Source organism: Amycolatopsis sp. NPDC052450 (assembly GCF_044547565.1).
In the GTDB taxonomy this organism is placed as follows: domain Bacteria; phylum Actinomycetota; class Actinomycetes; order Mycobacteriales; family Pseudonocardiaceae; genus Amycolatopsis.
This window is the reverse complement of record NZ_JBIUAQ010000005.1, coordinates 107072-131796: the sequence shown is the minus strand read 5'-3', so window position 1 is coordinate 131796 and position 24725 is coordinate 107072. Positions and strand designations below refer to the sequence as shown.

Annotated in this window: 40 protein-coding genes; 38 read left to right on the top strand and 2 right to left on the bottom strand. The window is 65.8% G+C overall.

Features of this window, described 5'->3' with window-relative positions:
• Positions 1-2: 2 nt before the first annotated feature.
• Both ACIHAO_RS11375 and ACIHAO_RS11370 read right to left on the bottom strand, forming a co-directional pair.
• A complete protein-coding gene (locus tag ACIHAO_RS11375; protein ID WP_396556846.1) occupies positions 3-335 on the bottom strand; it encodes a hypothetical protein in 333 nt (110 codons plus the stop codon).
• Positions 332-910, bottom strand: a complete 579-nt coding sequence (locus ACIHAO_RS11370) for a YbaB/EbfC family nucleoid-associated protein (RefSeq protein WP_396556844.1) — start codon at positions 908-910, stop codon at positions 332-334. The genes ACIHAO_RS11375 and ACIHAO_RS11370 overlap by 4 nt, the downstream gene beginning before the upstream one ends.
• A gap of 198 nt (positions 911-1108) precedes the next feature.
• Between ACIHAO_RS11370 and ACIHAO_RS11365 the strand changes: the two genes are divergently transcribed.
• The 38 genes from ACIHAO_RS11365 (at position 1109) to ACIHAO_RS11180 (ending at position 24717) form a co-directional block, all read left to right on the top strand.
• Positions 1109-1255, top strand: coding sequence for a hypothetical protein (locus ACIHAO_RS11365; protein ID WP_199746243.1), 147 nt, complete (start codon positions 1109-1111; stop codon positions 1253-1255).
• A gap of 377 nt (positions 1256-1632) precedes the next feature.
• Positions 1633-2007: a 30S ribosomal protein S12 gene (rpsL, locus tag ACIHAO_RS11360; protein ID WP_003102113.1), complete on the top strand. Its 375-nt coding sequence runs from the start codon at positions 1633-1635 to the stop codon at positions 2005-2007.
• On the top strand, positions 2007-2477 hold the full coding sequence (gene rpsG / locus ACIHAO_RS11355) for a 30S ribosomal protein S7 (RefSeq protein ID WP_005166770.1): 471 nt from the start codon (positions 2007-2009) through the stop codon (positions 2475-2477). Before rpsL ends, rpsG begins: the two co-directional genes overlap by 1 nt.
• A gap of 63 nt (positions 2478-2540) precedes the next feature.
• Positions 2541-4640 carry an elongation factor G gene (gene fusA, locus ACIHAO_RS11350; protein ID WP_125790077.1) on the top strand — a complete coding sequence of 700 codons (2100 nt, stop codon included), beginning with the start codon at positions 2541-2543 and terminating at the stop codon, positions 4638-4640.
• 124 nt (positions 4641-4764) lie between these two features.
• Positions 4765-5958, top strand: a complete 1194-nt coding sequence (tuf, locus tag ACIHAO_RS11345; RefSeq protein WP_005166772.1) for an elongation factor Tu — start codon at positions 4765-4767, stop codon at positions 5956-5958.
• A gap of 396 nt (positions 5959-6354) precedes the next feature.
• On the top strand, positions 6355-6660 hold the full coding sequence (gene rpsJ / locus ACIHAO_RS11340; protein ID WP_003102098.1) for a 30S ribosomal protein S10: 306 nt from the start codon (positions 6355-6357) through the stop codon (positions 6658-6660).
• Positions 6661-6691: 31 nt separating this feature from the next.
• The gene (rplC, locus tag ACIHAO_RS11335; protein WP_125788816.1) at positions 6692-7342 is read left to right on the top strand and encodes a 50S ribosomal protein L3; all 651 of its coding nucleotides are present in this window, start codon (positions 6692-6694) and stop codon (positions 7340-7342) included.
• Between the two features lie 2 nt (positions 7343-7344).
• Positions 7345-8031: a 50S ribosomal protein L4 gene (gene rplD, locus ACIHAO_RS11330; RefSeq protein ID WP_396556839.1), complete on the top strand. Its 687-nt coding sequence runs from the start codon at positions 7345-7347 to the stop codon at positions 8029-8031.
• On the top strand, positions 8028-8339 hold the full coding sequence (rplW, locus tag ACIHAO_RS11325) for a 50S ribosomal protein L23 (protein WP_101612167.1): 312 nt from the start codon (positions 8028-8030) through the stop codon (positions 8337-8339). The genes rplD and rplW overlap by 4 nt, the downstream gene beginning before the upstream one ends.
• A 16-nt stretch (positions 8340-8355) precedes the next feature.
• The gene (rplB, locus tag ACIHAO_RS11320; RefSeq protein ID WP_125788818.1) at positions 8356-9192 is read left to right on the top strand and encodes a 50S ribosomal protein L2; all 837 of its coding nucleotides are present in this window, start codon (positions 8356-8358) and stop codon (positions 9190-9192) included.
• Between the two features lie 18 nt (positions 9193-9210).
• Positions 9211-9492 carry a 30S ribosomal protein S19 gene (gene rpsS / locus ACIHAO_RS11315; protein ID WP_026468892.1) on the top strand — a complete coding sequence of 94 codons (282 nt, stop codon included), beginning with the start codon at positions 9211-9213 and terminating at the stop codon, positions 9490-9492.
• 29 nt (positions 9493-9521) lie between these two features.
• Complete coding sequence (rplV, locus tag ACIHAO_RS11310; protein WP_125788819.1) at positions 9522-9938, top strand: 50S ribosomal protein L22; 417 nt, start codon at positions 9522-9524, stop codon at positions 9936-9938.
• A complete protein-coding gene (gene rpsC / locus ACIHAO_RS11305) occupies positions 9938-10789 on the top strand; it encodes a 30S ribosomal protein S3 (protein WP_125788820.1) in 852 nt (283 codons plus the stop codon). Before rplV ends, rpsC begins: the two co-directional genes overlap by 1 nt.
• A 3-nt stretch (positions 10790-10792) precedes the next feature.
• Entirely contained in the window at positions 10793-11212 is a 420-nt protein-coding gene (gene rplP / locus ACIHAO_RS11300; protein ID WP_061979956.1) for a 50S ribosomal protein L16, read from the top strand.
• Positions 11212-11460 carry a 50S ribosomal protein L29 gene (gene rpmC, locus ACIHAO_RS11295; RefSeq protein ID WP_007031040.1) on the top strand — a complete coding sequence of 83 codons (249 nt, stop codon included), beginning with the start codon at positions 11212-11214 and terminating at the stop codon, positions 11458-11460. The genes rplP and rpmC overlap by 1 nt, the downstream gene beginning before the upstream one ends.
• Positions 11457-11738, top strand: a complete 282-nt coding sequence (rpsQ, locus tag ACIHAO_RS11290; protein ID WP_007031041.1) for a 30S ribosomal protein S17 — start codon at positions 11457-11459, stop codon at positions 11736-11738. Before rpmC ends, rpsQ begins: the two co-directional genes overlap by 4 nt.
• 79 nt (positions 11739-11817) lie before the next feature.
• On the top strand, positions 11818-12186 hold the full coding sequence (rplN, locus tag ACIHAO_RS11285) for a 50S ribosomal protein L14 (protein WP_125788821.1): 369 nt from the start codon (positions 11818-11820) through the stop codon (positions 12184-12186).
• A gap of 3 nt (positions 12187-12189) precedes the next feature.
• The gene (rplX, locus tag ACIHAO_RS11280) at positions 12190-12504 is read left to right on the top strand and encodes a 50S ribosomal protein L24 (protein ID WP_125788822.1); all 315 of its coding nucleotides are present in this window, start codon (positions 12190-12192) and stop codon (positions 12502-12504) included.
• 2 nt (positions 12505-12506) lie between these two features.
• On the top strand, positions 12507-13070 hold the full coding sequence (gene rplE, locus ACIHAO_RS11275; protein WP_061979954.1) for a 50S ribosomal protein L5: 564 nt from the start codon (positions 12507-12509) through the stop codon (positions 13068-13070).
• A 4-nt stretch (positions 13071-13074) separates the two neighbouring features.
• Positions 13075-13260: a type Z 30S ribosomal protein S14 gene (locus tag ACIHAO_RS11270; protein WP_005166789.1), complete on the top strand. Its 186-nt coding sequence runs from the start codon at positions 13075-13077 to the stop codon at positions 13258-13260.
• 80 nt (positions 13261-13340) lie between these two features.
• Positions 13341-13739 carry a 30S ribosomal protein S8 gene (gene rpsH / locus ACIHAO_RS11265; protein WP_005166791.1) on the top strand — a complete coding sequence of 133 codons (399 nt, stop codon included), beginning with the start codon at positions 13341-13343 and terminating at the stop codon, positions 13737-13739.
• A 16-nt stretch (positions 13740-13755) separates the two neighbouring features.
• Positions 13756-14295 (top strand): 50S ribosomal protein L6, encoded by a 540-nt coding sequence (gene rplF, locus ACIHAO_RS11260; RefSeq protein WP_125788824.1) that lies wholly within the window; start codon positions 13756-13758, stop codon positions 14293-14295.
• A gap of 2 nt (positions 14296-14297) precedes the next feature.
• Positions 14298-14696 (top strand): 50S ribosomal protein L18, encoded by a 399-nt coding sequence (rplR, locus tag ACIHAO_RS11255; protein ID WP_037314970.1) that lies wholly within the window; start codon positions 14298-14300, stop codon positions 14694-14696.
• 31 nt (positions 14697-14727) lie between these two features.
• Complete coding sequence (rpsE, locus tag ACIHAO_RS11250; protein WP_076163010.1) at positions 14728-15375, top strand: 30S ribosomal protein S5; 648 nt, start codon at positions 14728-14730, stop codon at positions 15373-15375.
• 1 nt (position 15376) lies between these two features.
• Positions 15377-15562: a 50S ribosomal protein L30 gene (gene rpmD / locus ACIHAO_RS11245; protein WP_076163011.1), complete on the top strand. Its 186-nt coding sequence runs from the start codon at positions 15377-15379 to the stop codon at positions 15560-15562.
• Entirely contained in the window at positions 15559-16005 is a 447-nt protein-coding gene (rplO, locus tag ACIHAO_RS11240) for a 50S ribosomal protein L15 (protein WP_125790071.1), read from the top strand. The genes rpmD and rplO overlap by 4 nt, the downstream gene beginning before the upstream one ends.
• Positions 16006-16326: 321 nt before the next feature.
• Positions 16327-17094, top strand: coding sequence for a hypothetical protein (locus ACIHAO_RS11235; protein ID WP_396556830.1), 768 nt, complete (start codon positions 16327-16329; stop codon positions 17092-17094).
• Between the two features lie 50 nt (positions 17095-17144).
• On the top strand, positions 17145-17777 hold the full coding sequence (locus tag ACIHAO_RS11230) for a LysE family translocator (protein ID WP_396556828.1): 633 nt from the start codon (positions 17145-17147) through the stop codon (positions 17775-17777).
• Positions 17778-18099: 322 nt separating this feature from the next.
• Positions 18100-19407 (top strand): preprotein translocase subunit SecY, encoded by a 1308-nt coding sequence (secY, locus tag ACIHAO_RS11225; RefSeq protein WP_396556826.1) that lies wholly within the window; start codon positions 18100-18102, stop codon positions 19405-19407.
• Complete coding sequence (locus tag ACIHAO_RS11220) at positions 19404-19958, top strand: adenylate kinase (RefSeq protein WP_396556824.1); 555 nt, start codon at positions 19404-19406, stop codon at positions 19956-19958. The genes secY and ACIHAO_RS11220 overlap by 4 nt, the downstream gene beginning before the upstream one ends.
• A gap of 44 nt (positions 19959-20002) precedes the next feature.
• Positions 20003-20779 (top strand): type I methionyl aminopeptidase, encoded by a 777-nt coding sequence (gene map / locus ACIHAO_RS11215; RefSeq protein ID WP_396556822.1) that lies wholly within the window; start codon positions 20003-20005, stop codon positions 20777-20779.
• Between the two features lie 542 nt (positions 20780-21321).
• On the top strand, positions 21322-21543 hold the full coding sequence (infA, locus tag ACIHAO_RS11210; protein WP_005166804.1) for a translation initiation factor IF-1: 222 nt from the start codon (positions 21322-21324) through the stop codon (positions 21541-21543).
• Positions 21544-21579: 36 nt separating this feature from the next.
• Complete coding sequence (rpmJ, locus tag ACIHAO_RS11205) at positions 21580-21693, top strand: 50S ribosomal protein L36 (protein ID WP_004558882.1); 114 nt, start codon at positions 21580-21582, stop codon at positions 21691-21693.
• Positions 21694-21898: 205 nt separating this feature from the next.
• Positions 21899-22279 carry a 30S ribosomal protein S13 gene (rpsM, locus tag ACIHAO_RS11200; RefSeq protein WP_005166805.1) on the top strand — a complete coding sequence of 127 codons (381 nt, stop codon included), beginning with the start codon at positions 21899-21901 and terminating at the stop codon, positions 22277-22279.
• Positions 22276-22461, top strand: a complete 186-nt coding sequence (locus ACIHAO_RS11195; RefSeq protein ID WP_034304268.1) for a hypothetical protein — start codon at positions 22276-22278, stop codon at positions 22459-22461. Before rpsM ends, ACIHAO_RS11195 begins: the two co-directional genes overlap by 4 nt.
• Positions 22462-22479: 18 nt before the next feature.
• Positions 22480-22887 (top strand): 30S ribosomal protein S11, encoded by a 408-nt coding sequence (rpsK, locus tag ACIHAO_RS11190; protein ID WP_020643222.1) that lies wholly within the window; start codon positions 22480-22482, stop codon positions 22885-22887.
• A gap of 23 nt (positions 22888-22910) precedes the next feature.
• The gene (gene rpsD, locus ACIHAO_RS11185; RefSeq protein WP_037314696.1) at positions 22911-23516 is read left to right on the top strand and encodes a 30S ribosomal protein S4; all 606 of its coding nucleotides are present in this window, start codon (positions 22911-22913) and stop codon (positions 23514-23516) included.
• A 127-nt stretch (positions 23517-23643) separates the two neighbouring features.
• On the top strand, positions 23644-24717 hold the full coding sequence (locus ACIHAO_RS11180) for a DNA-directed RNA polymerase subunit alpha (protein WP_005166811.1): 1074 nt from the start codon (positions 23644-23646) through the stop codon (positions 24715-24717).
• Positions 24718-24725 lie beyond the last annotated feature (8 nt).

Here is a 24725-nt window from a genome sequence, read left to right as displayed (position 1 = left end):
GCTCACTTCGGTCCGTCGATCTTGGCTTCGTACTTCCCCAGGGTGATCGTCGCGTCGTTTTCGAAGCCGTTGTAGATCGACGCCGCCTGGGTCATCTTCCCGGAGAACGCGTCGACCCCGGTCTTCATCAGTTCGAGCAGTTCGCGCAGATCGGCGAGCTTGCCGGTGTAGGTCTGCTTCACCGCGAGCCCGATCAGGCCCCACGACTTGTCCGTGACGTCGGCCTGGTCGACGAGGTCGCCGAACTTCCCCGCCTCGTCCTTGTAGTAACCGAGTTTGTTCGCGTAGTCGGTCAAGGCCTGCGTTTTGACCGCGTGCCCGCCTGGTCCGGTCATCGGTGATCCTCCTCGTCGAACAGGTTCTTGAGGAACTGGTCACCGGGCGAGTCCCCGGCCGACGGCGGTCGTCCGGGAGCCGGTTCGTCCGACCGCCGGAGCACCGTTTCCTCGCTGAAGTCGTCTTCGTTCCGAGGGCGGCGGGCGGTGCCCGGTGGTGGCTCCTCCGACATCTGAGACCGCAGATCGTCCGTTGTGGTTCCCCAGGCTTCCGCTTGGGCTTCGAGAACCTGTTCTTCGACGTTCGTATGGAACGTCCCGCCGAACTGCGCGTCGACGATCCCCGCCTGCTTCCGCGCCGCGTCGGCCACCGCGGTGTGCAAAGTGGACAGAATGGCGGCGCCGAGCTGTTGTGGTTGCTGCCGAAGGGCTTCCGGGCTGAGGCGGATGTCCTTCACGGACCCGCCGGGGCCCGCGACGACGGTGACCGAACGGTCCGGTGACGTCGCCACCGACTCCAGTTCGGCCAGTTCACTCTGCATCTCGCCGACCTTCGCGAACTGCGTCTCGGCCTGTTTGATCTTGGACTGGAATTTCTCGAATTCCGCGACGAGTTGTTCGAACTCGGCCGACATGGAGCCTCCCCGTGCTTGCGGTGCGTCGTCCGGCCATCAGCGGCGGCACTGTGACCGGTGTCATCGTGACCCATTCACCGCTTTGACGCGATGGTGTCCTTTCCGGATCCATCCGGCTCACCCGATGGGGGAATAGGTAGCGTGGTTCGCCGAGCAGGGCGGAATCAGTACGGATCAGTACAGTGAGGGGAGGGCGTCGTGGACGCCGAGCAGCAGGAAAGCATCGAAGAACCCCGGCGGGGGAGTCACGCGGCGCCGGAGGGGGCTCCCGTGCATCCGTTGATCGATCTCTCGAGGGACCCGCATCCGGGCCGGGCGGACCACGCGAAGCCCGACGAGGAATGACGGCCGGGCGCGTGGCGCGTCCGTTGCGGGCGGTGGCGGGGGTATGGCGGGGAGACCGCCCCGAAACGCCGTTCCATCAGGGTCGCCGCGGCGTGACGCCCGGCACGATATAGTTATAGACCCCCCGATTTGGCCGGTCCGGAAGAGGCCGGGTATCTTTGGAGACCGTGCCCGGCAGGCGTCGGGCCGTCCCGTGTGCCGTGCGGCATGGACGGGGTGCTCAGGCATCCGGTCCACCGGCTTCGCCCACACGGGATCCGACGGAAAATCCCTACGGGAAGTTACCGGTCGCAAGACCGTGACGCGGGCCGACACGCCCGACCGCGGGGGCCGGAGACAACACGTAGTAGCAAGATCGCGAACAGAAAGCTGGTCCATTGCCCACGATCCAGCAGCTGGTCCGTAAGGGCCGCCAGGACAAGGCTGCCAAGCAGAAGACCGCGGCCCTCAAGGGGAGCCCGCAGCGGCGTGGTGTGTGCACTCGCGTGTACACCACAACCCCCAAGAAGCCGAACTCGGCGCTTCGCAAGGTCGCTCGTGTGAAGCTGACCAGCGGCATCGAGGTCACCGCCTACATTCCCGGTGAAGGCCACAACCTGCAGGAGCACTCGATGGTGCTCGTGCGCGGTGGTCGTGTGAAGGACCTGCCGGGTGTCCGCTACAAGATCATCCGCGGTTCGCTCGACACCCAGGGTGTCAAGAACCGTAAGCAGGCGCGCAGCCGGTATGGCGCGAAGAAGGAGAAGAGCTAATGCCCCGCAAGGGTCCGGCCCCGAAGCGGCCGCTGATCTCTGACCCCGTCTACGCATCCCCGCTGGTCACCCAGCTGGTGAACAAGGTGCTGAAGGACGGCAAGCGGTCTCTGGCCGAGCGCATCGTCTACGGCGCCCTCGAAGGCGCTCGCGAGAAGACCGGCACTGACCCGGTCGTCACGCTGAAGCGCGCCCTTGACAACGTGAAGCCCACCATCGAGGTGAAGAGCCGCCGTGTCGGTGGTGCCACCTACCAGGTGCCGATCGAGGTCAAGCCGGGACGTTCCACCACGCTCGCGCTTCGCTGGCTGGTTTCCTTCTCCGCGGCCCGCCGCGAGAAGACCATGATCGAGCGCCTGCAGAACGAGCTGCTCGACGCGAGCAACGGCCTCGGCGCCAGCGTGAAGCGGCGCGAGGACACGCACAAGATGGCCGAGTCCAACAAGGCCTTCGCGCACTACCGCTGGTGATGACCGCCCGGCTGCCGATCCAAGCCTTGCCGGGCCCCAATTTTGAGACAGGGGAACACTCTCGTGGCACGTGACGTGCTGACCGACCTGAACCAGGTCCGCAACATCGGCATCATGGCCCACATCGACGCCGGTAAGACCACCACCACCGAGCGGATCCTGTTCTACACCGGGGTCAACTACAAGATCGGTGAAGTCCACGATGGCGCCGCCACCATGGACTGGATGGAGGAGGAGCAGAAGCGGGGTATCACCATCACCTCGGCTGCGACCACCACTTTCTGGGCCGATCACCAGATCAACATCATCGACACCCCGGGGCACGTCGACTTCACCGTCGAGGTGGAGCGTTCGCTCCGCGTGCTCGATGGTGCCGTCGCCGTCTTCGACGGCAAGGAAGGTGTCGAGCCGCAGTCCGAGCAGGTCTGGCGTCAGGCGGACAAGTACGAGGTTCCTCGTATCTGCTTCGTCAACAAGATGGACAAGCTCGGCGCGGACTTCTACTTCACCGTCCGCACCATCGAGGAGCGCCTCGGCGCCCGCCCGCTGGTCATCCAGCTGCCGATCGGCGCCGAGAGCGAATTCGAAGGCGTCGTCGACCTGGTCCGCATGAAGGCGCTGACCTGGCGCGGCGAGGTCCAGAAGGGTGAGGACTACGCCGTCGAGGAGATCCCGGCCGAGCTCGCCGACAAGGCGGCCGAGTACCGGGAGAAGCTGGTCGAGGCCATCGCCGAGACCGACGACTCCCTGATGGAGAAGTTCCTCGAGGGCGAGGAGCCGACCGAGGCCGAGCTCAAGGCCGGTATCCGGAAGCTCACCGTGAACCGCGAGGCGTACCCGGTGCTCACCGGTTCCGCCTTCAAGAACAAGGGCGTTCAGCCCATGCTCGACGCGGTCATCGACTACCTTCCGTCGCCGCTGGACGTCCCCGCCGTCGAGGGCACGCTGCCCGACGGTGAGACCGTCGTGTCGCGCAAGCCGTCGACCGAAGAGCCCTTCTCCGCTCTGGCGTTCAAGATCGCCGCGCACCCGTTCTTCGGCAAGCTGACCTACATCCGGGTGTACTCGGGCAAGGTCTCCGCCGGCGCGCAGCTGATCAACGCCACCAAGGAGCGCAAGGAGCGCATCGGGAAGCTATTCCAGATGCACTCCAACAAGGAGAACCCGGTCGATGAGGCCCAGGCGGGCCACATCTACGCGGTCATCGGCCTGAAGGACACCACCACCGGTGACACCCTCGCCGACCCGCAGAACCCGGTCGTCCTCGAGTCGATGACGTTCCCGGCGCCGGTCATCCGCGTCGCGATCGAGCCGAAGACCAAGGCCGACCAGGAAAAGCTGTCCCTGGCGATCCAGAAGCTGGCCGAAGAGGACCCGACGTTCCAGGTCAACCTGGACGAGGACACCGGCCAGACGATCATCGCCGGTATGGGCGAGCTGCACCTCGAGGTGCTGGTCAACCGCATGAAGTCCGACTACAAGGTCGAGGCGAACATCGGTAAGCCGCAGGTCGCCTACCGCGAGACGGTGCGCAAGACGGTCGAGAAGCTCGACTACGTGCACAAGAAGCAGACCGGTGGTTCCGGCCAGTTCGCGAAGGTCATCGTCAAGCTCGAGCCGCTCGAGTCCACCGACGGTGCCCTCTACGAGTTCGACAACAAGGTCACCGGTGGTCGCGTGCCGCGGGAGTACATCCCGTCGGTCGACGCGGGCGCGCAGGACGCCATGCAGTACGGCGTGCTGGCCGGCTACCCGCTCGTCGGGTTGAAGTTCACCTTGTTGGACGGCGCGTACCACGAGGTCGACTCTTCGGAAATGGCCTTCAAGATCGCCGGTTCCATGGCGATGAAGGAAGCCGCGAAGAAGGCCGGTCCGGTCATCCTCGAGCCGCTGATGGCCGTCGAGGTCACCACGCCCGAGGACTACATGGGCGATGTGATCGGCGACCTCAACTCCCGCCGTGGCCAGATCCAGGCCATGGAGGAGCGCGCCGGTACCCGTGTCGTCAAGGCACTGGTCCCGCTGTCGGAGATGTTCGGTTACGTCGGCGACCTGCGTTCGCGTACGCAGGGACGTGCCAACTACTCCATGGTGTTCGACTCCTACGCCGAGGTTCCCGCGAACGTCGCGAAGGAAATCATCGCGAAGGCGACGGGGGAGTAGTTCCCGTCCGCTCGCGGGCATAAGGAACACTCCTGAACGTCCGCAGCATCCGTCAAGAAACGAATCCCCGTCCGACAGCCACGTTGGCCGGTGAGTAAGCAAAACAGTCCAGGAGGACATTCCAGTGGCGAAGGCGAAATTCGAGCGGACCAAGCCGCACGTCAACATCGGGACCATCGGTCACGTCGACCACGGTAAGACCACTCTGACCGCGGCGATCACCAAGGTTCTGCACGACAAGTACCCCGAGCTGAACACGGCGTCGGCGTTCGACCAGATCGACAACGCGCCGGAAGAGAAGCAGCGCGGCATCACGATCAACATCTCGCACGTCGAGTACCAGACCGAGAAGCGTCACTACGCTCACGTGGACGCCCCCGGTCACGCGGACTACATCAAGAACATGATCACCGGTGCGGCGCAGATGGACGGCGCGATCCTCGTGGTCGCGGCGACCGACGGCCCGATGCCGCAGACCCGTGAGCACGTGCTGCTCGCGAAGCAGGTCGGCGTGCCCTACATCGTGGTCGCGCTGAACAAGGCCGACATGGTCGACGACGAGGAGATCCTGGAGCTCGTCGAGCTCGAGGTCCGCGAGCTGCTGTCCTCCCAGGACTTCCCTGGTGACGACGCTCCGGTCGTCAAGGTCTCCGGCCTGAAGGCCCTCGAGGGCGACGCCAAGTGGGGCGAGAGCGTGCTCGAGCTCATGGCGGCCGTCGACGAGAACGTGCCGGACCCGGTGCGCGAGCTCGACAAGCCGTTCCTGATGCCGATCGAAGACGTCTTCACGATCACCGGCCGTGGCACGGTCGTGACCGGCCGTATCGAGCGTGGCCGCGTCAACGTGAACGAAGAGGTCGAGATCGTCGGCATCAAGGAGAAGTCGACCAAGACCACCGTCACCGGTGTCGAGATGTTCCGCAAGCTGCTCGACCAGGGTGAGGCCGGCGACAACGTCGGTCTGCTGGTCCGCGGTATCAAGCGCGAGGACGTCGAGCGCGGCCAGGTCGTCGTGAAGCCGGGCACCACCACCCCGCACACGGAGTTCGAGGGCTCGGTCTACATCCTGTCGAAGGACGAGGGTGGCCGTCACACCCCGTTCTTCAACAACTACCGCCCGCAGTTCTACTTCCGTACCACGGACGTGACCGGCGTCGTCACCCTCAAGGAGGGTGTCGAGATGGTCATGCCGGGCGACAACACGGACATCAGCGTTGTGCTGATCCAGCCGGTCGCCATGGACGAGGGTCTGCGTTTCGCCATCCGTGAGGGTGGACGGACCGTGGGCGCCGGCCAGGTCACCAAGATCAACAAGTGATTTAACGCCGACCCGGGGGTCTGATACACCCCCGGGTTCAAGGCGTCAAATCACGTGTGCGACACTATTCAGGTTGCTCGTCCTGGGGCGGCCGAACCTTTCGAGGTTCCGGCCGCCCTGGTATGAGCGGCCACGGTCCGCGGAGCACTTCCTTCGGGTGAGGCTAGCGGGCAAGGGCGTTTGAGACGGCGGTCGAGCATTTCCGCCGGCTCGATGCCTCCTCACGTTGAGGAAGACCAGGCAAGACGAAGATCCCGCGGGATCCGTCTGTGCGTCGGGCTCGACACGCCCGACCGCGTGGACCGGGGACAGGGCCGTTGAACTGGGAAAACCTCAGTCAGACTGAGGTTTGAAAAGACAAAAGCGGCACGAGACGACAAGGAACGAGCAGCCACCATGGCGGGACAGAAGATCCGCATCCGGCTCAAGGCCTACGACCACGAGGCGATCGACACCTCGGCGCGCAAGATCGTCGAGACGGTCACGCGCACCGGCGCCCGTGTTGTCGGGCCGGTGCCGCTGCCCACCGAGAAGAACGTTTACTGCGTCATCCGCTCGCCGCACAAGTACAAGGACTCGCGCGAGCACTTCGAGATGCGCACGCACAAGCGTCTGATCGACATCCTCGACCCGACGCCGAAGACGGTCGACGCGCTCATGCGCATCGACCTGCCGGCGAGCGTCGACGTCAACATCCAGTAGCGGCTGGCGAGCGGCGGAGAGTAAGAGACTCATGTCTGACAGGCAAATGAAGGGCATTCTGGGCACCAAGCTCGGAATGACCCAGGTCTTCGACGAGAACAACCGGGTCGTCCCGGTGACCGTCGTGCAGGCCGGCCCGAACGTGGTCACCCAGGTTCGGACCCAGGAAACCGACGGCTACAAGGCCGTGCAGCTGGCTTTCGGCGCGGTCGACCCGCGCCGGGTCAACAAGCCGCGCACCGGCCACTTCGACAAGGCGAGCGTGACCCCGCGTCGTTTCCTTGCCGAGCTGCGTACCACCGACGCCGAGACCTACGAGGTCGGCCAGGAGATCACCGCTGAGGTGTTCGAGGCCGGTATCGAGGTCGACGTGACCGGTACCAGCAAGGGCAAGGGCTACGCCGGTGTCATGAAGCGTCACGGCTTCAAGGGCCAGGGCGCCAGCCACGGCGCGCAGGCCGTGCACCGCAAGCCGGGCTCGATCGGTGGCTGCGCCACCCCGGGTCGCGTCTTCAAGGGCCTGCGCATGGCGGGCCGGATGGGCAACGACCGGGTCACCACGCAGAACCTGACCGTGCACGCGGTGCGTGCCGAGGACGGCCTGCTGCTGATCAAGGGCGCCGTGCCCGGTCCCAAGGGCGGCCTGCTGTTCGTTCGCAGCGCCGCGAAGGGTGGTAACTGAACATGAGCAGCGTCGAGCTGAAGACCCCGGCCGGTAAAGCCGACGGCACGGTCGAGCTCCCCTCGGAGATCTTCGACGTGCAGGCCAACGTGCCCCTCATGCACCAGGTCGTGGTGGGCCAGCTGGCCGCCGCGCGCCAGGGCACGCATGACACCAAGACCCGCGGTGAAGTCCGCGGTGGTGGCAAGAAGCCGTACCGCCAGAAGGGCACCGGCCGCGCCCGCCAGGGTTCGACCCGTGCGCCGCAGTTCACCGGTGGTGGCGTCGTCCACGGCCCCACGCCGCGTGACTACACCCAGCGGACCCCGAAGAAGATGAAGGCCGCCGCTCTCCGTGGCGCCCTCTCCGACCGGGCCCGTGCCGGACAGCTGCACGTCGTCACCGAACTGGTGACCGGCGAGAAGCCGTCCACCAAGTCCGCCAAGGCCGTCATCGCCGCGGTGACCCAGGCCAAGCGCGTTCTCGTGGTGCTGCACCGCGACGACGAGCTGAGCTGGAACTCGCTGCGGAACCTGGCCGAGGTCCACATCATCACGCCCGATCAGCTCAACACCTACGACGTGTTGGTCAACGACGACGTGGTGTTCACCAAGGCCGCTTACGACGTGTTCGTCGCCGGTCCCGTCAGGGGCAAGGGCGCGAAGGCCAGCGCGCGGTCGAGCGAGGTTGAAGGGAGTGACGAGCAGTGAGTGCGATCGCCATCCCCGATCCCCGCGACATCTTGCTCGCGCCGGTGATCTCCGAGAAGTCCTACGGACTGCTTGAAGACCACAAGTACACGTTCGTGGTTCGCCCGGACGCCAACAAGACCCAGATCAAGATCGCGGTCGAGAAGGTGTTCGGCGTCAAGGTGGTCAGTGTCAACACCCTCAACCGCCAGGGCAAGCGTAAGCGGACTCGCGCCGGCTTCGGCAAGCGCAAGGACACCAAGCGCGCCATCGTGACTCTTTCGGCTGAGAGCAAGCCGATCGAGATCTTCGGCGGACCCACCGCGTAAAGGACTGAGCTGACACATGGGCATCCGCAAGTACAAGCCGACGACCCCGGGTCGTCGCGGTTCCAGCGTCTCCGACTTCGCCGAGATCACTCGGTCCACCCCGGAGAAGTCGCTGCTGCGTCCGCTGAGCAAGACCGGCGGCCGTAACTCCAGCGGCAAGATCACCACCCGCCACAAGGGTGGTGGCCACAAGCGTGCGTACCGGCTGATCGACTTCCGCCGGAACGACAAGGACGGCGTTCCCGCCAAGGTCGCGCACATCGAGTACGACCCCAACCGGTCCGCTCGTATCGCGCTCCTGCACTACGCCGACGGCGAGAAGCGCTACATCATCGCGCCGGAGAAGCTCAAGCAGGGTGACACGGTCGAGAACGGCCCCCGCGCCGACATCAAGCCGGGTAACAACCTGCCGCTGCGCAACATCCCGGTCGGCACCGTGATCCACGCGATCGAGCTCCGCCCCGGTGGCGGCGCGAAGATGGCGCGGTCCGCCGGTGCCAAGGTGCAGCTGGTGGCGAAGGACGGGCCTTACGCCCAGCTTCGTCTCCCGTCGGGCGAGATCCGGAACGTCGACGTGCGCAACCGCGCCACCATCGGCGAGGTCGGCAACTCCGACCACTCCAACATCAACTGGGGCAAGGCGGGCCGTAACCGCTGGCGCGGCAAGCGTCCCACCGTCCGTGGTGTCGTCATGAACCCGGTCGACCACCCGCACGGTGGTGGTGAGGGTAAGACCTCCGGTGGTCGTCACCCGGTGAACCCGAACGGCAAGCCCGAGGGTCGTACCCGTCGCCGCAAGGCTTCGGACTCGATGATCGTCCGACGTCGCCGTACCGGCAAGAACAAGCGCTGAGCAGGGAGGTAGAAGCACATGCCACGTAGCCTTAAAAAGGGCCCCTTCGTGGACGACCACCTGCTCAAGAAGGTGGACGTTCTCAACGAGTCGGGCAAGAAGACCGTGATCAAGACTTGGTCGCGTCGGTCCACGATCATCCCGGATTTCCTGGGACACACGATCGCGGTGCACGACGGACGCAAGCACGTCCCGGTGTTCGTCACCGAGGCGATGGTGGGTCACAAGTTGGGCGAGTTCGCCCCGACTAGGACCTTCAAGGGCCACATCAAGGACGACCGCAAGTCGCGCCGCCGCTGAGCGGGCACGAGAGAACAAGGAAGCTAGCGATGAACGCCCAGAACGACGTGGCCGAGGCATTGCCGACGGCTTACGCGCGGGCTCGCTTCGTCCGGGACTCGCCTACCAAGGTGCGCCGGGTGATCGAGCTGATCAAGGGACGTAGCGCCGCCGACGCCTTGGCCGTGCTCCAGTTCGCCCCGCAGGCGGCAAGCGAGCCGGTCGCGAAGGTGCTCGCCAGCGCCATGGCCAACGCCGAGAACAACCTCGATCTCGATCCGGACACCCTCTGGATCAAGAACGCCTACGCCGACGAGGGCCCGACCCTCAAGCGCATCCGTCCGCGGGCCCAGGGCCGCGCGTACCGGATCCGTAAGCGGACCAGCCACATCACCGTCGAGGTGGAGTCGCGTCCGAAGGCCGAGGCCAAGAAGGCACAGGGCAAGAAGAAGGCAGGTGGCCGGTAGTGGGCCAGAAGATCAACCCGCACGGCTTCCGCCTGGGGATCACCACGGACTGGAAGTCGCGTTGGTACGCCGACAAGCAGTACGCGGAGTACGTGGCCGAGGACGTCAAGATCCGGAAGCTGCTGTCCACGGGCATGGAGCGCGCCGGGATCTCCAAGGTCGAGATCGAGCGCACCCGTGACCGGGTCCGCGTCGACATCCACACCGCCCGGCCGGGCATCGTCATCGGCCGTCGCGGCGCGGAGGCCGACCGCATCCGCGGCGCGCTGGAGAAGCTGACCGCCAAGCAGGTCCAGCTGAACATCCTCGAGGTCAAGAACCCCGAGGCCGACGCCCAGCTCGTCGCTCAGGGTGTCGCGGAGCAGCTGAGCAACCGTGTGGCGTTCCGCCGCGCGATGCGCAAGGCGATCCAGACCTCCATGCGTTCGCCGCAGGTCAAGGGCATCCGCGTGCAGTGCGGCGGTCGTCTCGGCGGTGCCGAGATGTCCCGCTCCGAGCACTACCGCGATGGCCGCGTCCCGCTGCACACGCTGCGTGCCGACATCGACTACGGCTTCTTCGAGGCCAAGACGACGTTCGGTCGCATCGGCGTGAAGGTGTGGATCTACAAGGGCGAGCTCGTGGGCGGCCTCAAGGCCAGGGAGGCGCGTGACGCCGCCGCGGCCGCCGAGCGTGCCCCGCGCCGTGACCGTGGTGACCGTCCGTCCCGCCCGCGCCGTTCCGGCGCGTCGGGCACGACGCCGACCTCGACCGAAGCCGGTCGGGCGGCTGCCGCCGCGAAGAGCGACGACACCGCCCCTGCGGCCGTTGAGGCCCCGGCTGCTGAGACTGCAGAAAAGACGGAGGGCTGACACGTGCTCATCCCGCGCAGGGTCAAGCACCGGAAGCAGCACTCCCCGAAGCGCCACGGTGCCGCCAAGGGCGGTACGAATGTGAGCTTCGGCGAGTACGGCATCCAGGCGCTTGAGCACAGCTACGTGACCAACCGGCAGATCGAGTCCGCTCGTATCGCCATGACGCGTCACATCAAGCGTGGCGGCAAGGTGTGGACGACCATCTACCCGGACCGCCCGCTGACCAAGAAGCCGGCGGAAACCCGCATGGGTTCCGGTAAGGGTTCGCCCGAGTGGTGGATCGCCAACGTGAAGCCGGGCCGCGTGATGTTCGAGATCTCGTTCCCGAACGAGGAGACCGCCCGCGAGGCGCTCCGTCGCGCGATCCACAAGCTGCCCATGAAGTGCCGCATCGTGACCCGTGAAGGTGGTGAGTTCTGATGGCGAAGGCAGGTGCTGCCCAGGCATCGGAGCTGCGTGAGCTCACCGCGGAAGAGCTCGTTCTGCGTCTGAAGGAATACAAGGAGGAGCTCTTCAACCTCCGCTTCCAGATGGCGACCGGACAGCTCGACAACAACCGCCGTCTGCGCACCGTCCGCACGGACATCGCGCGGATCTACACGGTCATGCGCGAGCGTGAACTCGGCCTGTCCGTTTCCCCTGACGCCGAGAGTGAAGGTGCCGCATGAGCGAGCAGCCCAACGCTGAGGCGGCCCCCCGTAACGACCGCAAGGTCCGTGAGGGTTACGTCGTCTCGGACAAGATGAACAAGACGATCGTGGTCGAGCTCGAAGACCGCAAGAAGCACCGTCGTTACGCCAAGGTTCTCCGCAGCACCAGCAAGGTCAAGGTGCACGACGAGAACAACGAAGCCGGCGTCGGCGACCGGGTCACCCTGATGGAGACCCGTCCGCTGTCGGCGACCAAGCGCTGGCGCCTGGTGCAGATCGTGGAGAAGGCCAAGTAAGTAGGGCTCTTTTTGAGTCCCTTAGTTCCGCAAGGCTCGCGCTTCAGCGCGAGAACCAGCGCGACATACAGGAGTAGACGTGATCCAGCAGGAGTCGCGGCTTCGGGTTGCCGACAACACGGGCGCGAAGGAAATCCTTTGCATCCGCGTTCTCGGCGGCTCGGGGCGGCGCTACGCGGGCATCGGCGACGTCATCGTCGCCACCGTGAAGGACGCCATGCCGGCTGCCGGCGTGAAGAAGGGTGACGTCGTCAAGGCCGTCATCGTTCGCACGCGCAAGGAGCGCCGTCGTCCGGACGGTTCTTACATCCGCTTCGACGAAAACGCTGCTGTGCTCATCAAGAACGACAATGAGCCCCGCGGCACCCGCATCTTCGGCCCGGTGGGCCGCGAGCTGCGCGACCGAAAGTTCATGAAGATCATTTCGCTCGCGCCGGAGGTGTTGTAGAGCATGAAGGTGAAGAAGGGCGACACGGTCGTCGTCATCGCCGGCAAGGACAAGGGTGCCAAGGGCAAGGTCATCCAGGCCTACCCCGAGCGTGAGCGCGTGCTGGTCGAAGGCGTGAACCGGATCAAGAAGCACACGCGGATCTCCCAGACCCAGCGCGGTGCGCAGTCCGGCGGCATCGTCACCCAGGAGGCGCCCATCCACGTCTCGAACGTGATGGTCGTCGACTCCGACGGCAAGCCGGCTCGTATCGGCTACCGCATCGGCGAGGACGGCAAGAAGGTCCGGGTCTCGCGCCGGAACGGTAAGGACATCTGATCATGACCACCGCAGAGAAGATCGCCCCGCGCCTCAAGGTGCGGTACCGCGAGGAGATCAAGGGACAGCTCCAGGAGGAGTTCTCCTTCGAGAACGTCCACCAGATCCCGGGCGTCGTCAAGGTCGTCGTGAACATGGGTGTCGGTGACGCCGCCCGTGACAGCAAGCTGATCGAAGGCGCCATCCGCGACCTGGCCGCGATCACCGGGCAGAAGCCCGAGGTTCGCAAGGCCCGCAAGTCCATCGCGCAGTTCAAGCTGCGCGAGGGCCAGCCGATCGGTGCGCGCGTCACGCTGCGCGGCGACCGGATGTGGGAGTTCCTCGACCGGCTGCTGACCATCGCGCTTCCGCGTATCCGTGACTTCCGCGGGCTTTCGCCGAAGCAGTTCGACGGCAACGGCAACTACACGTTCGGTCTCAACGAGCAGTCCATGTTCCACGAGATCGACCCGGACGCCATCGACCGCCCGCGCGGTATGGACGTCACTGTCGTCACCACCGCCAACACCGACGACGAGGGCCGCGCGCTGCTTCGCAAGCTCGGCTTCCCGTTCAAGGAGAACTGAGTCGATGGCCAAGAAAGCACTGGTCCACAAGGCCGCGAAGACGCCGAAGTTCAAGGTTCGCGGTTACACGCGTTGCCAGCGATGCGGTCGCCCGCACTCGGTGTTCCGCAAGTTCGGGCTCTGCCGGATCTGCCTTCGCGAGATGGCACACGCGGGCGAGCTGCCCGGCGTCCGCAAGTCCAGCTGGTAAGAGTCTTTTTTAACTCCCACTTCGCCACAGGCCTTGCAGTCGATGCAGGGAACCAGGGCGAGAAAGGTTGACAGGTCACCATGACGATGACCGACCCCATCGCAGACTTCTTGACCCGTCTGCGTAACGCGAACTCGGCTTACCACGACGAGGTCGTGCTTCCCCACTCGAAGATCAAGGCGAACATCGCCGAGATCCTCAAGCGCGAGGGCTACATCTCGGGCTACCGCGACGAGCCGGGCGAGAAGCACAAGAACCTCATCGTGGAGCTGAAGTACGGCCCCAACCGTGAGCGCAGCATCGCCGGCCTTCGCCGCGTGTCCAAGCCCGGCCTGCGGGTCTACGCAAAATCGACCGAACTGCCGTCGGTTCTCGGTGGCCTCGGCGTCGCGATCATCTCGACGTCGTCCGGCCTCCAGACCGACCGTCAGGCCAAGCGAAACAGCGTGGGCGGCGAAGTCCTCGCCTACGTCTGGTAAGGAAGGGGGCACAGACATGTCACGCATTGGAAAGCTGCCGGTCGCCGTCCCCTCCGGGGTCGAGGTGACCATCGATGGTCAGCAGATCAAGGTCAAGGGGCCCAAGGGCACCCTTGAGCACACCATCGCCGAGCCGATCACCGTGGAGCGCGCCGAAGACGGCACGCTGCAGGTGAAGCGGCCCGACGAGGAGCGCACCAGCCGTGCCCTGCACGGTCTCACCCGGACGCTGGTCAACAACCTCGTCGTCGGTGTGACCGAAGGTTACGAGAAGAAGCTCGAAATCCACGGTGTCGGTTACCGCGTGCAGGCCAAGGGTTCGGACCTCGAGTTCGCCCTCGGCTACAGCCACCCGGTGAAGATCGAGGCCCCGGAAGGCATCACCTTCAAGGTCGAGACCCCCACCCGGTTCTCGGTCTCGGGCATCGACAAGCAGAAGGTCGGCCAGATCGCCGCGGTCATCCGCAAGCTGCGCCGCCCGGACCCGTACAAGGGCAAGGGCCTGCGCTACGAGGGTGAGAAGATCCGCCGCAAGGTCGGAAAGACGGGTAAGTGATCATGAGCGACACGACTACGAAGCGCAAGCCGGTCGGCAAGGACATCTCGACCCGCCGCCGCGTCGCGAAGGCCCGTCGGCACTTCCGCCTTCGCAAGAAGATCAACGGCACGGACCAGCGCCCGCGCCTGGTCGTCAAGCGTTCGTCGCGGCACATCGCCGTGCAGCTGATCGACGACCTCGCCGGCAAGACCCTGGCGTCGGCGTCCACCCTCGAGGCGGACGTCCGCGCGCTCGACGGCGACAAGAAGGCCAAGGCCGCGAAGGTCGGGGAGCTTGTCGCCAACCGCGCCAAGAACGCCGGTGTCTCGACCGTGGTGTTCGACCGTGGCGGTAACGCTTACCACGGCCGCATCGCCGCTCTCGCTGACGCCGCCCGTGAAGCGGGGTTGGAATTCTGATGCAGATGCTCGTGAATGGAAGGAAAGCCTGATGCCGGGACGTACACGGCAATTCGGCGGCGGACAGGGCGGACCCGGCGGGCAGGGCGGCAACGACCGCAATGAACGCCGTGGTGGCGGCCGGGATCGTCGCGACAGCGGTCGTGGCGGGGCCGGCCAGGACAAGACCCCGCACCTCGAGAAGGTCGTGACGATCAACCGCGTCGCCAAGGTCGTCAAGGGTGGTCGTCGCTTCAGCTTCACCGCCCTGGTGGTCGTCGGTGACGGCGACGGTCAGGTCGGCGTCGGCTACGGCAAGGCCAAGGAAGTTCCCGCGGCCATCGCCAAGGGCGTCGAGGAAGCGAAGAAGAACTTCTTCCGCGTTCCCCGCGTCGGCGGCACCATTCCCCACCCGATCCAGGGTGAGGAAGCCGCCGGTGTCGTGCTGCTGCGTCCGGCTTCCGCCGGTACCGGTGTCATCGCCGGCGGTCCGGTCCGCGCGGTGCTGGAGTGCGCGGGTGTCCACGACGTGCTGTCGAAGTCGCTCGGCTCCGACAACGCGATCAACATCGTGCACGCGACCGTGGCGGCCCTGAAGGGTCTGCAGCGTCCCGAAGAGGTCGCGGCCCGCCGCGGTCTCCCGCTCGAGGACGTCGCCCCCGCTCGGATGCTGCGCCAGCGTGCGGGTCAGGGGGTCTGACATGACTCAGCTCAAGGTGACCCAGGTCAAGAGCAAGATCGGCACCAAGCACAACCACCGTGAATCGCTGCGTACCCTCGGGCTGCGCAAGATCCGGCAGTCTGTGGTGCGTGAAGACACCCCCCAGGTTCGCGGCCTCATCCACACGGTCCGCCACCTGGTGGAGGTCGAGGAGGTCAAGGCATGACTGCCATCAAGATCCACCACCTTCGTCCCGCTCCGGGCTCGAAGCGCGAGAAGATGCGCGTCGGCCGTGGTGAGGGCTCGAAGGGCAAGACCGCCGGTCGCGGTACCAAGGGCACCAAGGCCCGGAAGAACGTGCCCGCCGGTTTCGAGGGTGGGCAGATGCCCATCCACATGCGGCTCCCGAAGCTTCGCGGCTTCAAGAACCGCTTCCGTACCGAGTACCAGCCGGTGAACCTGGGCGACATCGCCCGCGTCTTCCCGGAGGGTGGCAAGGTCGGCAACGAGGAGCTCGTCGCGAAGGGTCTTGTTCGCAAGAACAAGCTCGTGAAGGTGCTCGGCAACGGTGACCTGAACGGCGTCAAGCTGGACGTCACCGCCGACGCTTTCTCCGGCTCCGCCAAGGAGAAGCTCTCCGCCGCCGGTGGCTCCGCCACCACGCTCTGAGCTTTCTTCGCTCGCTTCACCGAAAGGCCCGCCTGGCTCCGCCACGGCGGGCCTTTCGCTTGCGCCGACCCGGGCGACTTTAGCCCCCTAATCGCGATCCGGCCCCTCCGTGCGGCGCTCGCGCCGACTTGCGTTTAGCCCCCTAATCGCGATCCCGGCGCGGGCAGCCCCTCCGGCCCCCGGAGCGCGTTTAGGGGGCTAAACGCGCTCCGCCGGTCGCCCAGGTGCCCGCCGTCCAGATCGCGATTAGGGGGCTAAAGTCGCTCTGGCCGAAGAGGCCGGAGCATGGCGAAGGGGTGCCTGAGCTGGAAGGATCGTGGGGTGGCCATACCTCCAGGGCAGGATCCGCAGCCCCCTCAGCAGCCGGACGCCCCGCCGATGGTCGTATCGGTCTCGGGGCCCATGGATCCCGCGGAAAGGCCAGTGCGGTCCGGCCGGCCCGAGCCCCGCAGGCTCGTCGCGGCGGGACTGGCGACCCTGGCCCTGGTGCTGACCCTCATGGGCTGTCTCTTTCCGTTCTTCAGCGCCGAGCATCGACTCAGCTTCGATCCCAAAGCCGAGCTCTTGATCGAGGTCGTGCACAGTGCGTGGGACCTGAAGATCATCCAGCCCGACCACCCTCCACAGACGACATCGACGTCGCCCGTCGGCATCCCGCTCCTGATCGCCGCGGCGTTCCTTCTGGTGGCCACAGTCGTCGGCGTCCGCGCCGCCAGCCTCCGACGACCGGGCACTTTGGACCGATGGCTCACCACCATCGCGGCGGTATTCCTCGCGGGAGTCGTCGTCACCACCGACACGTTGGGGCTCGGACGCCCGATGGGAGAGGGCACCGAGGTGACGCTGACGCTGGAGGCGGGCTTGTGGGCACTCTTCGCCGCGGTCGTGAGCGCGGCGGGAGCGGCTGTGATGAGCCACCGCGTCCAGGACGACGAGTTCCCGATGAGCGGCGACCCGAGCCTCGCGGACATGCCCACACCGAAAGACGGCATCTCCGTCACGGTGCTTCCGCCGGAGGCACAGCCGGCGACACCGGACTATTCGGCCTTCGCGCCTCCGCCGGAATCCGGCCCAAAAGAGCGCGATTAGCCCGCTAAACGCGCTCGCGGCCGCCGATACGGTGGGGGAGGAGGTGTCCGATGACTTGGGTGGCGGTCTTTTTCGGAGCGGCGGTGCTCGTGGCTTTTACGCCAGGGGCGAACAATCTGCTCGGCCTGCACCACGGCATGACACAGGGGGCGTGGAAAGGGCTCGCAGGCCTGTTAGGCCGATTGGCCGCATTCACGGTGTTGATCGCGGCTGTCGCGGCCGGGCTCGGACAGCTCCTCGCGGCTTCCGAACTTGCACTCACGGTGATCAAGTGGGCGGGCGTCGCCTACCTGGTCTGGATCGGCGGGCGCCTGCTGTGGTCGACGTTCCGGGCCGGGCGAACCGCGCTGGTCCAGACGCCGCAGGGTGCTGAATCCGTACCGGCGCTACGGATCGCGAGGAAGGAATTCGTCGTCGCGATCACGAACCCGAAGGCGATCCTCATCTTCACCGCGTTCGTACCCCAGTTCATCGACGCAGCTCACGGCTCCTTTTCCAACCAGATCGCGATCCTCGGCGCCGTCTACCTGCTCGCTGAGTTCATCGCGGGCGCGACCTATGTCGGGGCAGGAGCGCTCGTGAAGTCGCTCCGGCTGTCCCGCCGCGCGACTCGCAACGTCGACCGCGGAACCGGCGTCGTGCTCCTCGGGATGGCGGGCGCCCTCGCCGCTTCGAACTCCTGATCCCCGCCCCTGATCACAGCGCGTTTAGCGGGCTAAGTGCGATCCGGTGGGGCCAGGAAAGTGAGTAACGACAAGGCGTTCTGTCAAGGTCCCGGAGCGAGAAGCACAAGTCGATCAACCCCTCGGACCAACCTTCGTCCGGAAAACCCACACGCACTGCGGACACGCCCTGTGAAGCTGTTAGAGTCGGCGACACGCTTCGGGACGAGTGTGCCCCGAAGCGTTCCTGGCTTGTGCCAGAAAGCTGTGTGTTCCCGCCGGCCCCAGGCCGGCCAAGCCGATCGTCGGTAAGACAGCCGACGACGCCGAGGAGGTTCCCCGCGTGCTCAGCGCCTTCCGCTCGGCTCTAGCGACGCCGGATCTACGTAAGAAGATCCTGTTCACGCTAGCCATCGTCGCGGTCTACCGAATCGGTGCCACCATTCCGGCCCCGGGTATCTCGTATTCCGCCGTGCAGCAATGTACGGAGACCGGGTCGCAGGAGGGCGTCTATCAGCTGCTGAACCTGTTCAGTGGCGGTGCACTGCTGCAGCTGTCGCTGTTCTCGACCGGCATCATGCCGTACATCACGGCGAGCATCATCGTCCAGCTCCTCACCGTGGTCATCCCGCGGTTCGAGGAACTGAAGAAGGAAGGCCAGGCCGGCCAGGGCAAGCTGACCCAGTACACCCGGTACCTGACGATCGCCCTCGCGATCCTGCAGGCCACCGGTGTGGTGGCGCTCGCCGACCGCAAGCAGCTCTTCCCGCAGTGCGACACCGCGATCATCCCGGACAACAGCGTCTACACGCTGGCCATCATCGTCATCACGATGACCGCCGGTACCGCCGTCATGATGTGGCTGGGTGAGCTGATCACCGAGCGCGGCGTCGGCAACGGCATGTCCGTCCTCATCTTCCTGAACATCGCGGCCCGGATCCCGATCGAGGGTGGCAACATCCTCAGCAGCGCCGGCCCGGTGGTCTTCACCCTGATCTGTGTGTTCGGCCTGGTGATCATCGCCAGCGTCATCTTCGTCGAGCAGGGCCAGCGCCGGATCCCGGTGCAGTACGCCAAGCGCATGATCGGCCGCCGCATGTACGGCGGTACCTCGACGTACCTGCCGATCAAGGTGAACCAGGCCGGTGTCATCCCGGTCATCTTCGCCTCGTCGCTGCTCTACCTGCCGGACCTGATCAGCCGCCTCGTCGCCGACCCCAACAGCAACGCGGGCTGGCAGGTCTTCATCCAGAACTACATCGTCAACCAGTCCAGCTGGGCGCACGTCCTGCTGTACTTCGCGTTGATCATCTTCTTCACGTACTTCTACATCACGATCACGTTCAACGTGGACGAGCGTGCGGAAGAAATGAAGAAGTTCGGTGGCTTCATCCCGGGTATCCGCCCGGGCCGACCCACCGCGGAGTACCTCAGCTACGTCCTCGGCCGCATCACCCTGCCGGGCTCGCTGTACCTGGGCATCATCGCGATCCTTCCGAACTTCTTCCTGTCCGTTACCGGTAGCGGGAACAACCAGAACTTCCCGTTCGGTGGCACGGCTGTGCTGATCATGGTCGGTGTCGGTCTCGACACCGTGAAGCAGATCGAAAGCCAGCTGATGCAACGTAACTACGAAGGGTTCTTGAAGTGACGCGCCTGGTTCTCGTTGGCCCTCCTGGCGCGGGCAAAGGTACTCAGGCGGTAGCACTGTCGGAGAAGCTCCGGATCCCGCACATCTCGACCGGCGATCTGTTCCGCGCCCACGTGGGGGAGCAGACGCCGCTGGGCCAGGAGGCCAAGCGCTACCTGGATTCCGGCGAACTCGTGCCCGACGCGGTCACGAACGAGATGGTGCGCGAGCGCCTTGCCGAACCTGACGCCAAGGTCGGTTTCCTGCTGGACGGGTTCCCTCGGAACACCAAGCAGGCCGACGTTCTCGGCGAGATCCTCGGCGAGGTCGACACCAAGCTGAACGCGGTCATCCAGCTCCAGGTCTCGGAAGACGTCGTCGTCGAGCGGCTGCTGTCCCGCGGCCGCTCGGACGACACCGAAGAGGTCATCCGTCGTCGTCAGCAGATCTACGTGTCCGAGACGGCTCCGCTGCTCGAGTACTACGCGGACATCCTGGTCACCGTCGACGGTGTCGGCACGGTCGACGAGATCTCCGCCCGCGTGCTGGAAGCGCTGCGCGACCGCACGTGAACCTCGGAGGACTGCGTGTACTGCAACGGCTTCGTCGTGGGCGCATGATCGAAATCAAGACCCCTGGCGAGCTCCAGGCGATGCGGGCCGCCGGACTGGTCGTCTGGCGCACCCTCACCGCGGTGCGCGAGATCGCCAAGCCGGGGGCGACCACGGCCGATCTCGACGAACTCGCCGAGCAGACGATCCGCGACGCCGGCGCGGTGCCCTCGTTCAAGGGGTACCACGGCTTTCCGGCGTCGATCTGCGCTTCGGTGAACGAGCAGATCGTCCACGGCATCCCGTCGAAGACGCAGGCCCTGAACGACGGCGACATCATCTCGGTGGATTGCGGCGCCATCCTCGACGGCTGGCATGGCGACTCCGCGGTCACCCTCGCGATCGGTGAGGTGTCGAAGGCGGATCTGGCGCTTTCGGCCGCCACCGAGGCTGCGATGTGGGCGGGAATCGCCGCGGTGTCGTCCGGCGGACGGCTCACGGACATCTCGCACGCGGTGCAGACCGCGGCCGAGAAGGCGAGCCAGGAAGACGGCATCGAGTACGGGATGATCGTCGAGTACGGCGGTCACGGCATCGGGCGCCAGATGCACATGGACCCGTTCCTGCCGAACCTGGGCAAACCGGGCAAGGGCCCGCGGCTCAAGACCGGCATGGCGCTCGCGATCGAGCCCATGCTGACCGGTGGCGGCGGTGAGACCGTCGAGCTCGACGACGGGTGGACCGTCGTGACCGCGGACGGCTCGCGGGCCGCGCACTGGGAGCACACCGTCGCGATCACCGACGACGGCCCGTGGGTGCTGACCGCCCCCGAAGACGCCTGACCTCGGCCTCCCCGCTCTCGGATCGCGTTTAGCCCGCTGAACGCAAGTCGCCCCGACCTGCGTTTAGCCCCCTAAACGCGATCACCGGAGCGCGTTTAGGGGGCTAAAGTCGAACGCGCCCGGATCGCAGTTAGCCCGCGAAACGCAAGTCCGCCCGCAGGTCGGCGCAGTGCCTCAGGCCGCGCGGCCGGGGCCGTAGCCCGCTACCCCCATCGGGTGCACCTCGCCCGCGGAGCGCGCCAGGTCTCAGGCCGGCCGGATCGCGTTTAGCCCGCTAAACGCAGGTCGGCGAGGGCGTACGATGGTAGAGGTCGCAGCAGGCGGACTCAGGGGTCATCTAACACAGTCACCCCCCGTTTGGGGCTCACGACACGGGTTGCGTACACTGTCAAGTCGGTGTACTCATCGCGCCCGGATCCTGCGCGCTCGTGAATTCTCGCGAACGGACATTGGACCCGGGATGGAGTGTGCCGATGCACCACCCAGCCAAGCACTCAAGCTCTGACTGATAACACAGCGTAGCGACAGGAAATGCGGAGGACATGGGCAAGAAAGACGGGGCCATCGAGGTCGAAGGCCGCGTAGTCGAGCCGCTCCCCAACGCGATGTTCCGCGTCGAGTTGGAGAACGGCCACAAGGTCCTTGCACACATCAGCGGCAAGATGCGGCAGCACTACATCCGCATTCTGCCCGAGGACAGGGTTGTCGTGGAGCTCTCGCCCTACGACTTGTCTCGTGGTCGCATCGTCTACCGCTACAAGTGATCACGACGAGTTAGCACAAGCAGGAGAGCAGGAGACGTGAAGGTCCAGCCGAGCGTCAAGAAGATCTGCGACAAGTGCAAGGTGATCCGCCGTCACGGCCGGATCATGGTGATCTGCGAGAACCTGCGGCACAAGCAGCGGCAGGGCTGATCACTCGCACTCGTACAGAGTGGATTGACGGCTACACAATCTCCCCGCACCTGCCGGGCCGTGCGAACGGCCCGGTTCACCCTCGGACTTCAGGCCGAGGCCGGGACACCCGAAGCGCAAGCCAAGGGCACGACAGGCGAGTCGGTCCCGGAACCGGACGGGGAGCAGACCTGAAGATGAATTCTATGAAGGAGCATCAACGCCAATGGCACGACTCGCTGGCGTAGACCTCCCCCGCGAAAAGCGGTTGGAGATCGCGCTGACTTACATCTACGGCATCGGCCGTACCCGCTCGAAGCAGCTCATCGCGGCTGCCGAGCTCAACGCGGACACTCGCGTCAAGGATCTGAGCGATGACGACCTCGCCAAGCTGCGGGTCTACATCGAGGAGAACTTCAAGGTCGAGGGTGACCTTCGCCGCGAGGTGAACGCCGACATCCGTCGGAAGATCGAGATCGGGTGCTACGAGGGCCTTCGCTGGCGTCGCGGACTTCCCGTCCGTGGTCAGCGCACCAAGACGAACGCCCGCACCCGTAAGGGTCCGAAGAAGACGGTCGCCGGCAAGAAGAAGGCTGGCAAGAAGTGAGCGTCCAGGGCAAGAAGGTCGTGCAGATGGGCGGCGTCCGCCGTCGTGGCTCGGCTTGTGTCTCGCCCAAGGCGCTTTACGCCCGCCCGATGGCGCTCCGCAACCTGTACACCGACGCCGGTTCGATCATCCGGCGCGGCCAGGCCGAAGCGGTCGCCGCTCACCAAGAGAACGCGCGCTAACAGGAGAACCCTCAAAACATGCCACCGAAGTCTCGTACTGCGGCGGGGGCCAAGAAGGTCCGCCGTAAGGAAAAGAAGAATGTCGCGCACGGTCACGCGCACATCAAGAGCACCTTCAACAACACCATCGTCTCGATCACGGACCCGACCGGTGCCGTGATCGCGTGGGCGTCGAGTGGTCACGTGGGCTTCAAGGGCTCGCGTAAGTCCACCCCGTTCGCCGCGCAGATGGCCGCCGAGAGCGCCGCCCGCAAGGCTGCCGAGCACGGCATGAAGAAGGTCGACGTCTTCGTGAAGGGCCCGGGTTCGGGTCGCGAGACGGCGATCCGCTCGCTGCAGGCCGCCGGCCTCGAGGTCGGCACCATCCAGGACGTGACCCCGCAGCCTCACAACGGCTGCCGCCCGCCCAAGCGGCGCCGGGTCTGAGGAACGGGGAGGAGTAAGAAGAAATGGCTCGTTACACCGGCCCCGCGACGCGTATTTCGCGTCGCCTCAAGGTTGACCTCATCGGCGGCGACCAGGCTTTCGAGCGTCGCCCCTACCCGCCGGGCCAGCACGGCCGCGGGCGCATCAAGGAGTCCGAGTACCTCCTGCAGTCGCAGGAGAAGCAGAAGGCTCGCTACACCTACGGCGTTCTCGAGCGTCAGTTCGTCCGGTACTACAAGGAAGCCGTCCGGCGTCCGGGTAAGACCGGTGAGAACCTGCTGCAGATCCTCGAGTCCCGTCTGGACAACGTGATCTACCGCGCCGGCATCGCCCGCACCCGCCGTCAGGCGCGTCAGCTGGTGAGCCACGGTCACTTCGTGGTCAACGGCGTCAAGGTCAACGTGCCCTCGTACCAGGTCAGCAAGTGGGACATCATCGACGTGCGGCCGAAGTCGTTCGCGATGCTGCCCTTCGTCGCTGCCAAGGAGTCGTTCGGCGAGCGTCCCGTTCCCGCGTGGCTCCAGGTTGTTCCGTCCAACCTCCGTGTGCTGGTCCACCAGCTCCCGGAGCGCGCTCAGATCGACGTTCCGGTCCAGGAACAGCTGATCGTCGAGCTCTACTCGAAGTGATCCATCACCGGGCCGGGGAAACCCCGGCCCGGTGTGGGCACGGGCGGCGGCGCCCGGAGTGCGCCGCCGTTTCGCCATCCCTTTCGGTGTCATATGGCGGGCGCCGTTTGGAAAGGAATTAGGAAAGATGCTGATTTCCCAGCGGCCGGCTCTCGGCGAAGAGACGGTCAACGAGACCCGCTCCCGGTTCACCATCGAACCGCTGGAGCCCGGCTTCGGCTACACGCTCGGCAACTCGCTGCGTCGCACGCTGCTGTCGTCCATTCCGGGCGCGGCCGTGACGAGCATCCGCATCGACGGCGTGCTGCACGAGTTCACCACCGTTCCCGGGGTGAAGGAAGACGTCACCGACATCATCCTGAACCTCAAGGAGCTCGTGGTCTCCTCGGAAGAGGACGAGCCGGTCACCATGTACCTGCGCAAGCAGGGCCCCGGTGAGGTCACCGCTGCCGACATCGTGCCCCCGGCCGGTGTCACCGTGCACAACCCGGATCTGCACATCGCGTCGCTGAACGGCAAGGGCAAGCTCGAGATCGAGCTCGTCGTCGAGCGCGGCCGCGGTTACGTTCCGGCCCTGCAGAACAAGCAGGCGGGCGCGGAGATCGGCCGGATCCCGGTCGACTCCATCTACTCCCCGGTGCTGAAGGTGACGTACAAGGTCGAGGCGACCCGTGTCGAGCAGCGCACCGACTTCGACAAGCTGATCCTGGACGTGGAGACGAAGCCGTCGATCACGCCGCGGGACGCTGTCGCGTCGGCCGGTAAGACGCTGGTGGAGCTGTTCGGTCTCGCGCGCGAGCTGAACGTCGACGCCGAAGGCATCGAGATCGGCCCGTCGCCGCAGGAGGCGGACACCATCGCCGCCTACGCGATGCCGATCGAGGACCTGGACCTCACCGTCCGGTCGTACAACTGCCTCAAGCGCGAGGGCATCCACACCGTCGGCGAACTGGTCTCGCGCAGCGAGGCCGACCTGCTGGACATCCGCAACTTCGGTGCGAAGTCGATCGACGAGGTCAAGCTCAAGCTCGTCGGTCTCGGCCTCGCGCTGAAGGACAGCCCGCCCGGGTTCGACCCGACCGCGGCCGCGGCCAGCTACGACGGTGAAGGCTGGTCCGAGGGCGTCGACAGCATCACGGACGGAATTTCGGACAACGGCCACGACGATGGCCAGGACTACGCAGAGACGGAGCAGCTGTAAGGCCAGCT